This window comes from Zooshikella ganghwensis (assembly GCF_018263875.1).
Taxonomy (GTDB): Bacteria; Pseudomonadota; Gammaproteobacteria; order Pseudomonadales; family Zooshikellaceae; genus Zooshikella; species Zooshikella ganghwensis.
In genome coordinates this window covers 38,958-56,944 of the sequence record NZ_JAEVHG010000001.1, presented here as the reverse complement: position 1 = coordinate 56,944, position 17,987 = coordinate 38,958, and the positions used below count along the sequence as shown (strand labels likewise).

Genomic DNA, 17,987 nt, shown 5'->3' with positions numbered 1-17,987 from the left:
ATGGCAGGCAAAGGCTGGGTAACGTCCATCAAACTGTTTACCGCAAGGACACGGTAACCAAGTCTCCAGGGATGGATTTACGACGAGTTTGACGGGCGATTTGCAGGCTTTAGACAAAGATGCTTCAGAAGATGGCTTTTGTTAAGGATGCTGTTTGTAAAGAAAGATAGTTATATGTCTCCTGCCAGCACGACACATCAACCTCTGACTAATTAGGCTTGTTACGCCCTTCACATAAAAAACAAAGAATATTCACATAATTTGGGATCATTTTACCTACTTGCCTGTCTTATTTTGAAGCTTGTTGTGCATATTAAGTAAACCTTGTATTGCAGTCCTTATACCCCTTGTAGATATACTGTTATAGCCGCATTAAGCTGCTCATGAGATTTTCTGAATAAAGTGAAATGTTCTTTGGCAAAGACCCAGGTTCTTGCTAAGGTATTCGCCCATATTAAATGACCCAGTCAGTTCGATTTTGCATCGAGGAGTATCATCATCCATGAGGTGGCTTAAGGTTATCACCCCTATTGGTTTGTTAGCATTGGCGGCTGTCGCTACTTGGCAGTTAAGTAACATGAAACCTGAACCCGCCAAATCCGAAAAACCTGCAACACCTCTTGTTGTAGAGACAAAGCCTTTTGTTGAAGAAACCGTTCAGTTTCATGTTAGCAGCCAGGGCACCATCAATCCTCGTACAGAAACGACACTGATTTCACAAGTAGCAGGTACTGTACTCGAAATTTCTCCAACCTTTGTCAGTGGTGGCACCTTCAAAAAGGGCGATATATTACTTCGCATTGATCCCATTGACTATAAAGTAGCTGTCGAACAAGCCAAAGCTCAGCTTGCACAAGCCGAAGCGAAGCTGATGGAAGAACAAGGCAAAGCAGAAGCAGCTCGTACTGACTGGACCCAACGTGGGCGGTCATTAAAGCAAGCTAATGATCTAGTATTACGCAAGCCCTATGTGCAAGAAGCTAAAGCCGCAGTTCATGCTGCCAAAGCTGACTTGCACAAAGCACAGCAATACCTCTCCCGTACAGAAATTCGCGCGCCTTATGATGGTATGACGAAGGCACGACAAGTTGATGTGGGCCAGTATGTAACCACGGGTGCACAGCTAGGAGACACCTTTGCAACCGATTATGCAGAAATTCGCTTACCCATTAAACGCAGTGACATGCCTTATCTCGACTTGCCTCAATATGGACAAAGTGAGTTTCAGGGGCCAAAAGTCATACTCACCTCAATCCACAACCCAGATCATGAGTGGCAAGCTGTAATTACCCGCCAAGAAGCTGTAGTCGACACCAAAACACGTATGCACTATTTGGTCGCACGTATCAAAGACCCTTACTCACTTTCTGCTACAGCAAAACAAGAGAGTCAGCAGGTACCTTTACCTATTGGCTCATTTGTTAAAGCCACAATTACCGGGGTTGCTGCTGAAAATGTCATTAAAATTCCACGCCATCTACTGATCAACCGTCAGCAAGTACTCGTGATTGATCAAGACGACACATTGCGTATACGTCCTGTAAAACTAATTCGAGAGCAGCGTGCAAGTGCTTTTATTAAGAATAACTTTAGTGAGGGTGACAGATTGTGCCTGACCGCTATTCCTAACCCTATTCCAGGTCTGCAAGTCAGCATCACTGACTCCGAACAGCAATCGACCGTTGCCATAAAATCAACACAAACTTCAGCCAATAAAGAAACTTCATCAAACCTAACACCTTCTAGCGAAGGCTAAGTAAATGAAGACAGCTATAGGCTACATGAAATACTGGACGCGCAAGGATCAACTCCATGTGGTTTATGTGCGTAAGCACAAGGTTTATATGCTAGAGAAGGTTTTAGGCGAATAAGTATGCAAACGACCAAATCATCATCAGGAGTCATTGCCTGGTTCGCCGCTAATCCTGTTGCGGCTAATTTGCTTATGATGTTCTTACTTGCTGTAGGTATATCTTCAGCAATTAATATCAAAAAACAGATGTTTCCTGATTTTACCCTTGATAATGTTGTTGTTTCTATCAGTTATCCTGGTGCTTCCCCAACAGAAGTATCACAAAGCGTCACGCTCAGAGTAGAGTCAGCCATCCGGACTATCGCGGGCATAAAAAAAGTTGAGTCCTTTGCTATAGAAGGCTACACCAACATCACACTGGAAGTAGCCAATGGCTACAACGTCGACGATATTATGGATGAGGTAAGAACCGCTGTTGATGGCATTACCTCTTTTCCAGATGCCGTAGAAAAACCCCATATCAAAAAAAGTGAACGCAAAACCCGAGTAATTTATGTGTCACTCTACGGCGATGTTGACTATGCAACATTACATCGGGTCGGCGAAGAGGTACGTGATGAAGTACAAGCCTTACCCGAAGTCAGCAAAGCAGAACTTTATGGTATTCGTGAAGCTGAAATTGCCATTGAAGTTTCTGAGCAAGACTTACAAGCGTATAACCTGACCTTTGACGAAATAGCCAATGCACTCAAGCGTAGCTCAATTGATATTGCCAGTGGCGTTATCAAAGCAGATAGTGGACGTATTCAGCTACGTGCAGAAGGCCAAGCCAAAACCATTGCAGACTTTTCCCAACTTGTGATACGTGCCAATCAAGATGGTACCCAATTATTGCTGGGCGATATTGCAAAAATAACGGATGGTTTTGCCGATACAGGTGATTTCTCTCGTTTTAATCAAAAATTATCTGTTGGTTTATATGTTGAAGCCGCAGGTGATAATGAAATAGCCACAGCAGATGCAGTAAAAAAATACATTGCTGATAAACAAGCACAATTACCAACATCCTTACAAATTTCTTATTGGGGAGACATTTCTTTTTATCTTAAAGGCCGGCTCAACATGATGCTCGAAAATATGGGCATTGGTGCATTACTGGTTTTTATCGTATTAAGTCTTTTTTTAAGAATCCGAGTTGCTTTCTGGGTTGTGTTAGGTATTCCTATCAGTTTTCTAGGCGCGCTATGGTTAATGCCTCATGGTCCTTTCCCGGTATTTATTAATGTTGTTAGCCTTTTTGCCTTTATTTTAGTACTTGGCATTATTGTTGATGATGCCATTATTATTGGTGAGAGCGCCTACACCCATATTGTGAAATATGGTCACAGCCATCAAAGTGTGATCTCCGGTGTTAAACGGGTAGTGGTACCTGCAACCTTCGGTGTACTGACAACCATGGCAGCATTCGGGCCTATTCTGAACGTAGGGGGAAATGCTGCCCCCTTCTTCGAATCCATTGCGATGGTCGTTATTTTATGTCTGTTGTTTTCGCTGGTTGAATCAAAGCTCATTTTGCCTGCTCACCTTGTCAGCATGAAATATGAGCCTAACAAGAAAACCTGGCTCACCAAATTACAAGACCGTTTTGATGCAAAATTACAGTCTTTGATTCAGGGCGTTTATCAACCTTTATTAGCTCGCTCCTATAAACAGCGTTACACGACAATTGCTATTTTTATTAGCCTGCTGATGTTAACAATAGGTATTCTGCAAAGCGGTATTGTGCGCTTCGTGTTCTTTCCTAATGTGCCCTCTGACTTTATTCAAGTTAACCTGACAATGAATGATGGCACCTCCGACACCAGCCGTAATAATACGCTCAAACTTATCGAACAAAAAATTGCCGATATTAATGAAGACTATAAAAAGCAATATGCTGAAGATGATGGTTTCCTAAAACACCTGCTCACCTTTACCACAGACGAAACAGGTGGAGAGCTGGTTGTCGAACTCACTAAATCTGAGCTGCGACAGTGGGATGCCAATACCATCAGTGACCATTGGCGGAAAGCTGTAGGAACCTTGCCTGGCGTTAAAAAACTTAGCTTTGATTCCAGCACTAATGCCGGTGGTGGTGCGCCTATTTTCTTTCAATTTTCCAGCCGAGATCAGGATGCACTTATTCAGGCCGTGGCTGAATTTAAAAAACAGCTCACGACCTATGACGGCGTTTTTGATATAGAAAGCAGTTACAGTGCACCTCGCCCTGATTTTGTATTATCTCTGATGCCAGAAGCGATTGCTTATCAACTTCGACTAGCAGATATTGGTAACCAGTTGCGGCAAGGTGTTCATGGTGATGAAATTCAGACCTTCCAACGTGGTACCAGCGAAGTAAAGGTCATGCTCCGCTACCCTAAAGATGAGCGATCAGACTTAGGCGACTTAGCTAATTTTAAAGTACGGGTAGATGGTGAAAATACCATGCCACTCAACCAGGCTGTTACTTGGCGACAAGAGCCTGCGCCCAGTGAAATACGTCGAATTAATAGTACAAACGTAGTTACTATCAGTGCAGACATCGACCCAGGCAAAGTTGAACCACAAGAAGTCATCAGTGATTTGGAGGATAATTTTATCCCTTCACTCAAGCGTCAATTTCCATCACTTAAGACAGATTTGGAAGGTGCCAGCTTAGAGCAACAAAAAACAATTCAACGCATGATTCAAGCGGCTATATTTGGGCTATTGTTAATTTATGCTTTGATAGCCATTCCCTTAAAGTCCTACAGTCAGCCTTTAATTATCATGGCGATTATTCCATTTGGTTTAATTGGCGCTGTAGCAGGTCACTGGATGTTTGATATATCCATCAGCATGATGTCAATTTATGGGCTCATCGCCCTTGCAGGTGTATTGGTTAATGACAGTTTAATTCTGGTGGATTTTATTAATAAAGCCGTGAAAGAAGGAGGTAAAAGTGTCAGCGAAGCGATTCAGACCTCAGGCAAAGAACGCTTTCGTGCCATTCTACTTACCTCCCTGACAACCTTTTTAGGGTTGGCACCTATTATTATGGAGAAAAGTTTACAGGCCAAAATTGTGATTCCTATGGCTGTCGCACTTGGCTTTGGTATTCTTTTCGCCACAGTGATCACCTTGTTTTTGATACCATCACTGTATGGCGTTGTAGAAGATATAAGCCAATTAAAGAAAAAAGCTCGAGTTTATTTCACAAAGAAACAAACTGCTTAGAAAAAATCTCCCTCTTTGGTGACACTTACTAAAGAGGGAGGTTTCTTCTATAAAATGTATAAGGCACCCAGGAAAAAAGCGTTATGCCAACAATATCAGCCGTTAAGTCAACCAGGTCAAATGTCCTTTTAGGAAAGTAAAGCTGGCTTATTTCTTCCAGTAACGCAAAGCTGAAAACAGCCACCGCACCTAACAGTAAAGACCTTCCTCCCAGTTTTATAGATTTGTAGTTAAGCGCACTATTTAGCAACCAGGTTAAAATTCCATATAAAAATACATGACCTAATTTATCACCATAAGGTACACCAGCCATCATTTTCATAAAAATGATTTGCTCGCCGCTATCAGCACTTACAATTATCCAACAAATAAAACAAAAAAATGCAATAACTGGAAAATATCTTAACATTAAGCTCATTACCTTCATGATTATAAATAGATTCAATACTGCATATTATTTAGAGAAATAGCGAAAGAAAGTGCAACTAATTTAGTATAAAATGCCAAGTCCATCATTTATGCCACATTTCGCCATAATTGCTCCCAAAATCATCACATTCCACCAATAACAATGGCCTTTTTCTCTTGTTAAATAAGCCTTAACGAGGAAGGAGCATTCATAATGAAAGATGATTTCGCAGCACTTAACCAGTACTTAGGGTGGCTAGCCATTAGCTTGTGGTTATTTTGCTTTTTAAGCCTATTAACATTTACAACCGCTAAAGCCAGTACGTCAAATGACTACTATGAGGTCTACCAGAGTCCAGAAGAAGTTACCTCAGGCAGCTTGCTCCTTAAAAAGGAGGCATCATATACTAATGCACTACGCCTAGATAACCATGTAGACATTGATGTGAATGGTATCATTGCTGCTGTTACTGTCACTCAGCGCTTTAAAAACAGTAGTTCTGAATGGGCTGAAGGTATTTATGCATTTCCTTTACCTGAAAATGCTGCAGTTTATGCCATGGAAATGACGATTGGTGATCGAACGATTAAGGGTTTAATTAAGCGTAAGGACGAGGCAAAACATATTTACACAACAGCTAAAGCCTCAGGCCAACAAGCATCTTTATTATCTCAGCACCGGCCCAATTTATTCACCACACAAGTTGCCAATATCGCTCCTGAAGAAACCATAGAAGTCAAAATTTCCTATATGCAGTCAGTACCCTACGTTAACAATCAGTATCAGTTACGATTTCCCATGACGATCACCCCAAGATACCAAGGTGCCCAAACTGCTCAAACAAATTCAAACTCTCAGCCTGCCCCACAATCATCACCACTTCCCCCGTTACCACAACATGCAGCACATCAAGTGCCATTAAAAGTAAACTTAAGTATTAAAATCAATGCTGGGTTACCATTAACTCATTTGGCCAGTCCAACCCATAAGCTCAAAATTAATAAAAATGATCACCAATATACAGTCCAACTTAAAAATGATGCCGTTATTTTTGACCGTGACTTAGAGCTTATCTGGCAACCACAAACAGAACTGCAACCTCAGGCCACTTTTTTTACTGAAAATATAATGGGTGAAACCTATGGCCTGTTAATGGTTATCCCACCCAAAATACAAGACAGTAAAAAGCCATTGAGTAAAGAGCAAATTTTTATCATCGATACATCAGGCTCAATGGCCGGTAATTCAATGATCCAAGCAAAAGCGGCATTACAATTTGCATTACGACAATTAAACCCTAATGACCGGTTTAATATTATTGCATTTGACTCAACAACCAGAACACTTTTTGAACACTCACAGCGGGTATCCATGTTAAGTTTGGCTGATGCAATTAAGTTTATCGATGACTTGACAGCCGATGGAGGAACAGAAATTTTACCCGCATTACAAACTGCTGTAGCACTGCCACTTACTGACACAGAGCTCAGTCAGATGATTTTTATGACAGATGGTAGTGTTGGTAATGAAATAGAAATACTTCAATATATTAGCCAAAATCTGGCACCTCGCCGTTTATTCACCATAGGCATTGGCTCAGCGCCAAATAGTTACTTTATGAGTAAATCCGCAGAGTTTGGTCGAGGCACATTTACTTATATTCCTAATATTAGTACCGTTGAACAGCGTATCACGCATTTATTTCATCAAATTCAAAATCCTATCGCTTCAGGCATAACAGTGACCTGGCCAGATGGTCTTCAGCAAACGGTTGCTGATTTATACCAAGGGCAGCCTTTAATTATCACAAGAAAACTGGACTCGCTTAAATCTCCCCTGAAAATTAAGGCAAAAATGGGTAAACAAGCTTGGCAGCAAGTCATACCTGAAGCACAGCTACATCAACCAGCAAATGGCATTGGTAAGTTATGGGCAAGGCAGCAAATTGAAGCGCTTCAAGATGAGTACATTCAAACAAATAACAATGCGCTACCAGAGCAAATTACTCAAATTGCACTCACCCATCAGCTTGCTTCCCGTTATACCAGCTTTGTCGCTGTCGCAAAGGAGATTGTAAAACCAGCAAATAAACCAACCCAATCAGCAGTTATTCCTAATGCATTACCGCAGGGAAATGCTTATCAAACGACTGGATTTCCTCAAACAGCAACAGCTGCACCTTGGCACCAATTAATGGCTTTGATCACTGCCTTACTTGGCGTACTGTGTTTAAGCTGGAATACCTTGAGGAAACGTTATGAAATATAAATGTTTCAAGTGGTTAGGTGCCGCGCTACTGTTAATCTCAGGCTGGCATGCACTGCATGCTGGCTATATCATAGGGAAGGCGACACTTGCTCAGTATCTTCTTGAACAAGCCTGGCAAAACAGCAAGCAAGGTGAACAAGTAAAAAAACCTTGGCAGTGGGCAGACTCATGGCCTGTAGCACGACTTCATTTACCTCATCAACCACCCATGATCGTATTATCTGGCGCCACAGGACGAGCATTGGCATTTGCCCCAGGACATCTTTCCGCTTCAGCTTTACCTGGAAATCCTGGTACTGTGGTGATTAGTGGCCATCGTGATACTCACTTTAGTCATTTGGCTGAGCTAACAACAGGTGACGTATTAACCCTTGAAGCTCGCCAGCAAAAAATTCATTATCAAGTCATAAAAACGAAAATTGCTGATACCCGTACCGAAAAATTAGTGCTTAATAATAGCTTTAATCAACTTATTTTAGTAACCTGCTATCCCTTTGATGCTTTAGAGACTGGTGGACCTTATCGTTATATAGTGCAAGCAATACAGAAAAAAACAAAACAGCAACTAAAAACATTAACAAACGCACAGCACTTTACCATTTAATCTCTATACTGCATTACATAAGGCAAGGCCGGCAATTAAATTTTCTTTTGCAGCTTGACGACCCATGAAAACAACAACGCTTTACCGCCCAATTGGTCCAGAACAACTGGCACATCTGAAGCAACGGGACTTTGCTGCTTTTCCGGGTGAGGAGATGCAACAAAAGTTCTTCTACCCATTGCTTCATGAATCATTCGCTCGCAGACTGGCTCTCGAGTGGTATCTTCCACAATTTGGTGCTGCCCATATTGTCAGCTTTGATATTAATTCTCATTATCTTGAGCAGTTTGAAGTGAAGCGTATTGGTGGTCCCGAGCACACGGAATACAGAATTCCGGTGACACAGATTGATCGTTTAAATAAACAACTACTAGGTAAGATTCAGTTATTGTCCTCTTACCAAACAGGTGCACTCAATAGTGCAGGCCAGGTGATCACCCCCGTTCGCTCGAACTTTTTTCACCTTGCTGGTCAGTTAAGTAATAGTTCACTGAGCTGTCTAGCCTAGACCTGTCAATACTCCAGTGCTTGGACACAAAAGCCGTTAGGCTTTGATGGCTAAGCACTTCTCTTCCTCCTACCTGCTCTCTTTTGCCTCATAGCTACCTGCTCTCTTTTGTCTCATAGAATGTTAAGAGCATTCAGCGCCAGCATTTAGCTATATACTTAGTTTTACAGAGGTGATAGAAGTAGTCAGCGGGTCAATAAAAAACATGCACTTGCCATAAGGGTCACACATAAGTCATTTTTAAGCGTACCCTTACTCTCGATGACCCATAAAGACTACACAAAAATCGTGTCCAGACTTTGCAATTTCCTCCACTGAGGTAAACTAAGCACATCATACAATGCAATGGAAAGGTGAATTTTGTTAAAACGCATCAAACATATTCTAAAAAAACGCACAGACACTGCTCAAGAAAGCACAACTCATCACGCTAGTACGACGACACCAGGTAAAACCAACCCAAATCAAACAGGTGATCATAAAAAAGCAGCTCGTAATCAGCAAAAGACAACCCGTCAACATCAAAACAAACGTAAGCCTGACCATCGAGCACCTAACACGAGACGTCAAACTAATTGGGACATAAGCCAATTTGTCGTTCACCCTGAACCAGGTAAGACTCGTTTCCACGACTTTAACTTACCCTCACCACTTATGCATGCCATTCAAGACCAGGGCTTTCAGTATTGTACGCCCATTCAGGCAGAAGTTTTGGGAATCACCCTTGAAGGCTGCGATGCGATTGGTAAAGCACAAACTGGTACAGGTAAAACTGCAGCATTTTTAATCTCAACCATTAAGCAGTTGTTAGAAGTACCACCACCCGAGCCGCGCTATACCGGTGAACCTCGTGCACTTGTATTAGCACCAACCCGCGAACTAGCACTGCAAATCTGTAAAGATGCTGAAGCTCTGACCAAATACACCCCATTGAATGTGATTAACTTGGTTGGGGGTATGGATTATGAGAAGCAGCTCCGTCAACTCAATACTGATTACTGTGATATCGTTGTTGCAACACCAGGGCGTTTACTGGATTTCTTGCAGCGCAGAGATATCTTTCTTGATCTTATTGAAATCCTGATAATAGACGAAGCTGATCGTATGCTTGACATGGGCTTTATCCCACAAGTACGTCGTATTGTTAGAGCAACACCTCGTTGTGGTGATCGTCAGACGCTGTTATTTAGCGCCACCTTTACTCAAGATATTTTAAACCTGTCAGAACAGTGGACTTATAAGCCTACAAAGGTGGAAATTGAACCTGAAACAGTAGCAACGAATACTGTTGAACAAAAACTGTACTTAGTTACAGAGCAAGATAAATTCACTGTTTTATGCAATATTCTCCAGGAGCAAGGAGAGTGTCGCACTATTGTTTTTGCGAATAGAAGAGACGAAACTCGCCACATAGCAGACAAGCTTAAACATCAAGGTTTTAAAGCTGCATTATTATCAGGAGAAGTACATCAGCAGAAGCGTATTAAAACGCTGGAAAACTTCAAAAGTGGTGTGATTACAGTAATGGTCGCCACTGATGTTGCTGGACGAGGAATACATATCGACGATGTAAATCTAGTCATTAATTATGCACTACCAGAAGATCCTGAAGATTATGTGCACCGCATAGGGCGAACAGGTCGAGCAGGTAAAAAGGGTATGGCCATTAGTTTTGCAGGTGAAAACGACGCCTTTGCCCTTCCCGCTATTGAAGCACTTTTAGGCAAAAAGTTAGACTACCAACAGCCACCTGAAAATGTTTTCAAACCGCTAGATATTCCACCTCAAAAGATGCAACGACGTCCTCCTCGTAAGCATCATAAAAAATATCAACGATAAAACAAAACTGCTAACGACTGTAAAAAAAATTTACTTACATCTACAGTTGTTAGCCCTCACTGTCGATAAATATACCCAAAAAATGATCCGTGAAGGGTATACCTCTCAAAAAGCCACTCTTTTTAAAATTTTCAATATGTCAGTTTAGTTACATATTCTATTTATTACCGCTAACTTCAGAACGGTCCTTTGGTAAAATGCAGGTTACTATCACTATAGGCTAAAGTGAAACACAACTTATACCTTATCGTAATCACTTTTTTCTGTTTTCACATTAATTTAATTTTTCCTTCACCTTGTCAGCAACTCATTCTTAGTTAATATTTATAGTAGGGACTGAAATTAACAATCAGTTTATCCTTGCTATTGTTAATAACCTAAATAACTATGAATCACTGAATAATGGAGGAAAAACAAACCGAAAACGAAGGGTATATCCAATACGAAATATATGCATCCAACAAGGTATAAACTGGTAGAACGGATTGTTACTTTTATCACTAGCCCTAACAAGGTAACCATCACTATGGACAACCTGATTCAAGCAAGACCCGATTTGTCTCTGCCCATCAACTATGTCCTCGACACCAATGTTTTAATCCATGACCCTAACGCTTTATTCAACTTCGATGAACACCGTGTAATAATTCCAATGACCGTTCTGGAGGAACTGGACAAACTTAAAACGGGTAAACACACAATTGCAGCAGACTGCCGTCAGGCTATTCGAGCAATTGACACGATTCTAGGTTCAGCATCACCCCAGGAAATCGAACAAGGGGTTCCTATACAACGAAGTGACCGAAGCCCACCCAATGGCTCGCTCACCATCCTCATGCCGCAACAGGCCAATAACATTTCTTACTTGCCCAATCACATCAACGATAACACCATCATTAATACCCTCTGCCAAATGCAACAAGATCGGCCTGGTGAGCGCATCGTCTTGGTCACCAAAGACATCAATATGCGTCTTAAGGCAAGAGGTTGTGGCATTGACTCTGAGGATTATCATAATGACCAACTGGTATCTGATATCGCACAGCTTAGTAAAGGTTATTATGAAATTGCAGGAAGCTTCTGGGATAACATAGCAGAGGTAGAAACAGTTCAATTAGAGGGGAAAACCGTTCATTACCTGCCCCGTGAAGGTATTCTACAAGATGTATACCCCAACATGTTTATTCTTGATTCTCAAGGCATCGTTGGTCGTATTACTGAGGTCACAGATGACCAGGTAATTCTTTTACACCTTCATTACAATCAACTCATAGAGCAAGAAGCCTGGGGACTAAAACCACTGGATATTTACCAGGCAATGGCCCTCAACTTACTGCTTGATCCTGATGTACACCTAGTAAACCTAACAGGTGCAGCTGGCTCAGGAAAAACCATACTCGCGTTAGCCGCAGCAATAGAGATGACAGTGGTGACCAAACGCTTTCGTCGTATAATTGCCACACGAAGTGTTCAGGGGCTAGATGAAGATATTGGCTTTTTACCTGGCACTGAAGAGGAAAAGATGGAGCCATGGCTAGGGGCCATTACTGACAACTTGGAAGCACTACACTGTGATGATGAATGTACTACAGGTAGCGTTGATTATATTATGGAAAAGGTCCCTCTTCACTTTAAATCACTCAACTATATCCGCGGTAGAAGCTTCCAGCAAAGTCTGATCATTATCGATGAATCACAGAACCTGACACCTCACCAAATTAAAACCATCATTACCCGAGCAGGCAACGCCAGTAAAGTAATTTGTTTAGGCAACCTCGCTCAGATTGATACACCCTACCTGTCGGCCACCAGCTCAGGTTTAACCTATTTAACCGAACGCTTTAAAGGGTTTAAACATGGGGGAAATATCCAGCTAAAAGCTGTACCACGCTCACTCTTAGCTGAATTTGCTGAGGCTAATTTATAATCTTCTTCAGAAACAGCTTATTTCGTAAGTTTTGAAGTTGCATATCCCGCTCTCTTTGAGCGGGAAAATTGCCAATTCTTTTTTACTAATTTGAAGGTCTTGCACACAAGCAGATTTCCATTCTTGGCTTGCGGAACTCGCTTCGCTCAAACAGTCCTCGCCAAAATGAAAACCCGCTTGTTTTACCAAACATCATCTAAAACTCACCACCTGTCAAAAAGCAATATCTGAATATAACCATCCAAGGTATACCCACCTCAGATCAGTAAAATCAACCATCGCTTGATTACAACTGAAGTACTAATGGATAGTGATATAAATTTAGGTAGAAGTATTGTGATGAAAAAAAAATCAGCTGGTTTTTCGCTTATAGAACTAATGATTGTAGTAGCAATAATTGCCATTTTAGCGGCAATTGCTATACCTAATTACCGTGAATATATTCAACGAGGCAATAAATCAGAAGCTAAAACTAAGCTGCTTGAAATTATGCAAGTACAACAAAAGTTTTTCACTCAAAATTTGCAATTTGCAGGGAATTTGGGAAATATACAAGGAACTGACTGTAATGACCAAGGTGATTTAGGCTTTGAAAATAATTATCTGATCGTTCCAAACAAGTATGCAATCACATTAAAATGTCAGCAAAACAATAATAGAAATACAATCATCACTCTTTCAGCAACCCCTGTCAAAAATAGCTTTAGTTCTGAAAATAATAATGCAGTGACTTTAAGAAGTGATGACGCCAAGAGTGCTAATTGGGATTAAAAAAAAGCCCCTAAAAGGGGCTTTTTTTTAAGCATACTTTCCATGATTAGCTACCAGAAGGGTCAGCCGCTTTGCCACTAGCACTGCCAACATCTGCACCACTATCATCAGGACTAGCTGCACTGTCATCACCATCCTCAAATACTCTAGAATAGCTTTCATTAGTTTCTAACCAGTTTTTCCAATAGACCATTTCCATACTAACATCAATATCCTTACATTCCTCTACAGCACCTGCCGCTCCGAATAAGCAGTCTAATGGTTTTTTTACTATGGTTCCTGTAGTAGAACTTAGCTTACCATCAGCTGTTTCTCTTAGATATTTATCTTTACTATCTCCACTATTACCAGCAATATAATAAGTTCTAAACAACTGGGGACTTTCATAGAATCCAACACCAAGTCTTATTTTTGATTCTTCTATAGCAGTTTTTAGTCCATAACTGTATTCCCAGGACTGACCAAGGTCTGGATCACATGAGTTAATCATAGCCAAAGCTCCATTTGGTTTAAACCCAGTAAAGCGGATTTTATGGTCTCTTATCGTCACTGGTGACAAAGACTTCCACCCAGGTTCAAACATCTTTTTCCAACCGCCAGCTGCGAAAATAGCTTTCTCAATTTCTTTCGAATCTTTTAAGTCTATTTTCAAACCACTACTACTGTAAATATCTTTAAACTTATTTTCTGCATCTACATACTCATTTTTATACTTATTTAAAATTTGTGAATAAGCTTCATCAACTCGGTCAATCAACGAGCCTGAAGTTAGTTTACTAGAATCAAACTCACTATAGTAAGTATCGTCCATTAAAGCTTTGGAGAATTCAGCGAAGTCTATTGAAGTAACATCTGTATTCAGCTTACTATTGGCGCCCCAAAATTGACTCCAAAAAGCATTACGAATCTCAACATCTACACTAGCATCCAACAAGTTATTTAAATTTGATTTAACTTTATCATTTTCTTTTAAGTATTTATTTAAACTCTCTTTTTTAATTTCACCATCAACTGATACACTAAGTTTTCCAATCAGTTCATCTACTGAATCATCTGGAAAAATTAAATACAACTCATCCTTCTTAAAGGTGTCAGCTAAGCTAGCAACTGCATCATCAATATTTGCATACGACTTTTTACCCTTAAGATTTTCTACCACACTACCTAACTGTGCTGTTAACTCAGCAAGTGATGAACCACTTAGCTCAACATCTGTTAATGAGTTAATAGCTTCCATATTTGATCCAACTATAGATGATTTATCTATAGTTGCTAACGATGATATATTTTCTTTAAGCTTAACAAGTTTATTCCGCTTCTTTTTATAAAGATTGAGCATAACTTGCTGTATTTTAATATTGTCATCATGTTTAGACATCTCACTCTTAAACTCAGCTTTTTTCTCCTTTAAACTAGCTGATATCTTGTCCTTTTTGCTTTCATTATTTTTAACACTCTGCTCTTTTTGTTTTATTATTTCAGCATCTGTTTCTGTTGCAATTTCTTTTTTCAATTTAATTATTTCTTGATCTATAAACTTCTCACTACTCTCAAGATCAGCTATTTCTTTCCTAGATAACTGCTCACTATCATTCTTGATCTTCTTGTGTTCATCAACCAACTTACGATATTTATTAACTTCAATTGCGAGAAACTGTTCTTTAACACCAAACCATGCAAGCAAATCTCGCTTAAAAGCGGCTTTTAGATTTTTAATTTCTTTAATTTTACTTTTTGCGTCTGACATAGCGTTTTCAGACTTCTTAGCTTCAGCTTTAGCAGCCTTTTGCTCATCAGTTAAATCAGTATTTTTACCAACTTTCGCAATATCCAGTAAATTTTCATAACCCAGAACTTTACTTGTAGCTTTAGCAAAGTCTATGTCTTGAAATATAACAAAAATGCCATTTTGCATTGAGCTATCTCTTGGATTAGCCCTATTCCCTGATCCAATAGCAATAGCATATTGCAGAATGCTCTGAGGATTTTTAACCAAAGCTATTCGAGGTGAAGTAAAAAAGCGTGTATGTCTATTTGGAGCACCTAAACTAGCAATTGTGCTAGCTTTAATTTCTGCCACATTTCCATTAGGAATATTTATACGAAATATATTTCCTCGAACATCTGCTGCAAAAAGCTCATCAATAACACCATCACCATTTTTATCTGCGACTGCAACACCACCAGGAATACTATATTTCATATCAGGTAGGTGAACGCTTTGTTCTTCATCAGCTTTACCCGTAACCTTTTTAATAAGCTCACCTGTTTCTGCATTGACGATGAATATCGCATTACCCTTGCTTTCTGCTGTAAAGTTTGTTGGAGATGTATAATCTTTATTATCATTTACTGGATCATACCCTCCTGAAAAGATTAACGCTTTAATTGGCTTTGCAGCAGCACTAAGCTTTACTTTTCCGATAATTGGCTTTGACCATGTTTGTGCTAACTCTGAAAAACCTCGATGATATGTCAATATACTATTTACAGCTGTATTCGTTCCCTTGAAAACATAATTATTAGCGACTATACTTTCAACGCCTTTATTTCTCTTTTCAATTGCTCTTCCATAACGTTCTTTTGCCCCAAGCGCACTACCACGAATTACCCAATTAACGCGAGGTGCATCAATATTTTTAACATTTAGAGAATAATAAGCAGTTCCACCACGTCTCATACCAACAATTAAATTAGCATACTTAATTTTTTTAATATACTCTCTACTATTATGATCTGTGTTCGAATCACAGTCATTATTGGTACCTTTTTGTTTACAGGTCAGCTCATAATCATAGTCAGCTGTTATCGGTCCATCAAATCCATATAGCTTCTCATCTTCATTATTTTCCACATAACCACGAATATTTCTATAAAACTCCTCTGGTATGAAAGAAAACTTTTGCCTACCATTATTGGCATCAAATGCATGAATATAACCGTCATTACTTCCTGCAAATAGATATGCATTTCCATCCGTACCAGCATCTTTAAATACAGGCTGGCCACTATAAGAAATCTGATATGTTATTACTGTAGGTGTGCTATGTATAATATCGCCAAGCCAATTTAATATCTCACCACGTTCATTTTTTCCAACTAAAAAGTTTTTTATTTTATTACAGCCCTCTCCATCAGCAAGATTAAACTTATTGCATTCAATATTATCAATATCGATATTTGTGAAAAGATTATTGTCTGCATTTTCATCAAATGTGTAAAAACTCCAGTCCTGAGCAACCATAGCGGATCTCACACCACCAGAGTCAACTTTCCCACCATCATTAACATCAGTTTTATTCCATAAATCTTGAGTTTCTTTTCTCACCTTACCTGCTTCATCTAAAATATTGTCATTGTTTTTATCTTCAAGAAATAACTTAACATCAAATATATCTTTTGCATTTTTTACAGAATTCAACTCTTCATTACTCGCTAACGTACCATCATCTTTGACAAATCTTGCAGCAAGTTGATATTTTTTTATATTCCCTTCCCATTTTCCAGAAGATGAAGGCTTAAACATTGCATAGAACGTATAGTTTTCATGACTTGCTTTGGAAAACTGGTTTACTGTAATTGATGGAGAGGATACTGTTGAAGTGTCAATAGTTGTATCACTTATTGCTCTTTTAATTGCAGTAACAATTTCTGCAGTATTATTTGCAGAGGCATACTTTCCACCTGAGTAAGCTGCTGTACTTTTAAGCAACTTTACTTCAGATGAGTTTTCATCCATACCAAATCCACCTATAGTGTGAACTTTTATTACTTGCTTACCATCCATAGTAGGATCAACATCAGTATTACCTAAATACCAACTCAACTCATCTAAGCAGTTATTTCGATAAAACTTATTTCCCCAACCATTATCCTCCCAAACTGAAATTAACTTTCTTTTCTCTTCGGGTATTTCATTTTCATAAAATGCTTTACATTCTTTAAATAATGGATCATTTCCTGATATATAGTTAAAGTTTCGACCAGCAACTAGAGACTCAATTTTGGAATTCGCCTCTGTGTCATCTGTAGGCTCACCGTCAGTAAATAATATTATACTATCCTTTACTTCACAATTTTTTTCTCTTGTCCCAATCACTGGTGACTTATATTTATTACCGGATATAATACCAGAGCTAGAAGTATAACCTTCAGCAAACAAAGGTTGTTTACCGTAGAAATAAAGATATGCTTCGTACAAGCTTTCTGAAAGAGGTGTATTTGTTTCTGGTTTTATTTTATTTACAACATTTATTAAGTCATCTTTGTGAGTAGTAGATAGGTTTTTTACTGCAGCCCTTATTTTTCCACCATCATGATACCATCTATATCTCCAATCTCCTCCCCTCTTTTCTTGAGATGGATCAGTATCAAAAGTCATAATACCTATATTTATACTATCATTAGGTAGACTATTAAAAATGCTTTTCGTTGCCATTTTCAACGAATTCATTCGTGTTTTATATGCCCCACCCTCATAAAATCTATTACTCATACTTGTTGAGTTATCTAAGATAAAAAGTATATTTGACTTTTTATCTTCCGCTGTACCAGTCGATTTGTATAACTCCAAGTCATCGCCATAAGATGCAATTGAAATACTCAATGCAAGTAACTTTACTGCAAATAATGTTGCATATTTTTTCATTTTTT

General features: G+C 39.4%; 10 protein-coding genes. 8 read left to right on the top strand and 2 right to left on the bottom strand.

Annotated features, from left to right (window positions below; genetic code table 11):
- Positions 1-502 precede the first annotated feature (502 nt).
- Together KHS79_RS00210 and KHS79_RS00205 are read left to right on the top strand one after the other, a co-directional pair.
- Positions 503-1,756: an efflux RND transporter periplasmic adaptor subunit gene (locus KHS79_RS00210; protein WP_212715639.1), complete on the top strand. Its 1,254-nt coding sequence runs from the start codon at positions 503-505 to the stop codon at positions 1,754-1,756.
- Positions 1,757-1,873: 117 nt separating this feature from the next.
- Positions 1,874-5,008: an efflux RND transporter permease subunit gene (locus tag KHS79_RS00205; RefSeq protein WP_212715637.1), complete on the top strand. Its 3,135-nt coding sequence runs from the start codon at positions 1,874-1,876 to the stop codon at positions 5,006-5,008.
- 28 nt (positions 5,009-5,036) lie between these two features.
- Here the strand turns inward: KHS79_RS00205 and KHS79_RS00200 are convergent, their stop codons facing one another.
- Positions 5,037-5,417, bottom strand: coding sequence for a VanZ family protein (locus tag KHS79_RS00200; protein ID WP_212715635.1), 381 nt, complete (start codon positions 5,415-5,417; stop codon positions 5,037-5,039).
- A 213-nt stretch (positions 5,418-5,630) separates the two neighbouring features.
- Between KHS79_RS00200 and KHS79_RS00195 the strand changes: the two genes are divergently transcribed.
- From KHS79_RS00195 to KHS79_RS00170, 6 genes are all read left to right on the top strand, one after another.
- Positions 5,631-7,685 (top strand): marine proteobacterial sortase target protein, encoded by a 2,055-nt coding sequence (locus KHS79_RS00195; RefSeq protein ID WP_212715633.1) that lies wholly within the window; start codon positions 5,631-5,633, stop codon positions 7,683-7,685.
- The gene (locus tag KHS79_RS00190; protein WP_094788450.1) at positions 7,675-8,289 is read left to right on the top strand and encodes a class GN sortase; all 615 of its coding nucleotides are present in this window, start codon (positions 7,675-7,677) and stop codon (positions 8,287-8,289) included. The genes KHS79_RS00195 and KHS79_RS00190 overlap by 11 nt, the downstream gene beginning before the upstream one ends.
- Before the next feature lie 64 nt (positions 8,290-8,353).
- Positions 8,354-8,797 (top strand): hypothetical protein, encoded by a 444-nt coding sequence (locus KHS79_RS00185; RefSeq protein ID WP_027707101.1) that lies wholly within the window; start codon positions 8,354-8,356, stop codon positions 8,795-8,797.
- A gap of 360 nt (positions 8,798-9,157) precedes the next feature.
- Positions 9,158-10,636, top strand: a complete 1,479-nt coding sequence (rhlB, locus tag KHS79_RS00180; RefSeq protein WP_233468145.1) for an ATP-dependent RNA helicase RhlB — start codon at positions 9,158-9,160, stop codon at positions 10,634-10,636.
- 526 nt (positions 10,637-11,162) lie between these two features.
- Positions 11,163-12,563, top strand: a complete 1,401-nt coding sequence (locus KHS79_RS00175; protein WP_212715631.1) for a PhoH family protein — start codon at positions 11,163-11,165, stop codon at positions 12,561-12,563.
- A gap of 303 nt (positions 12,564-12,866) precedes the next feature.
- Positions 12,867-13,334, top strand: coding sequence for a type IV pilin protein (locus KHS79_RS00170; protein WP_325167626.1), 468 nt, complete (start codon positions 12,867-12,869; stop codon positions 13,332-13,334).
- A 46-nt stretch (positions 13,335-13,380) separates the two neighbouring features.
- On the opposite strand, the gene KHS79_RS00165 is transcribed toward KHS79_RS00170, so the two are convergent.
- A complete protein-coding gene (locus KHS79_RS00165) occupies positions 13,381-17,982 on the bottom strand; it encodes a VWA domain-containing protein (protein WP_212715629.1) in 4,602 nt (1,533 codons plus the stop codon).
- Positions 17,983-17,987: the final 5 nt, after the last annotated feature.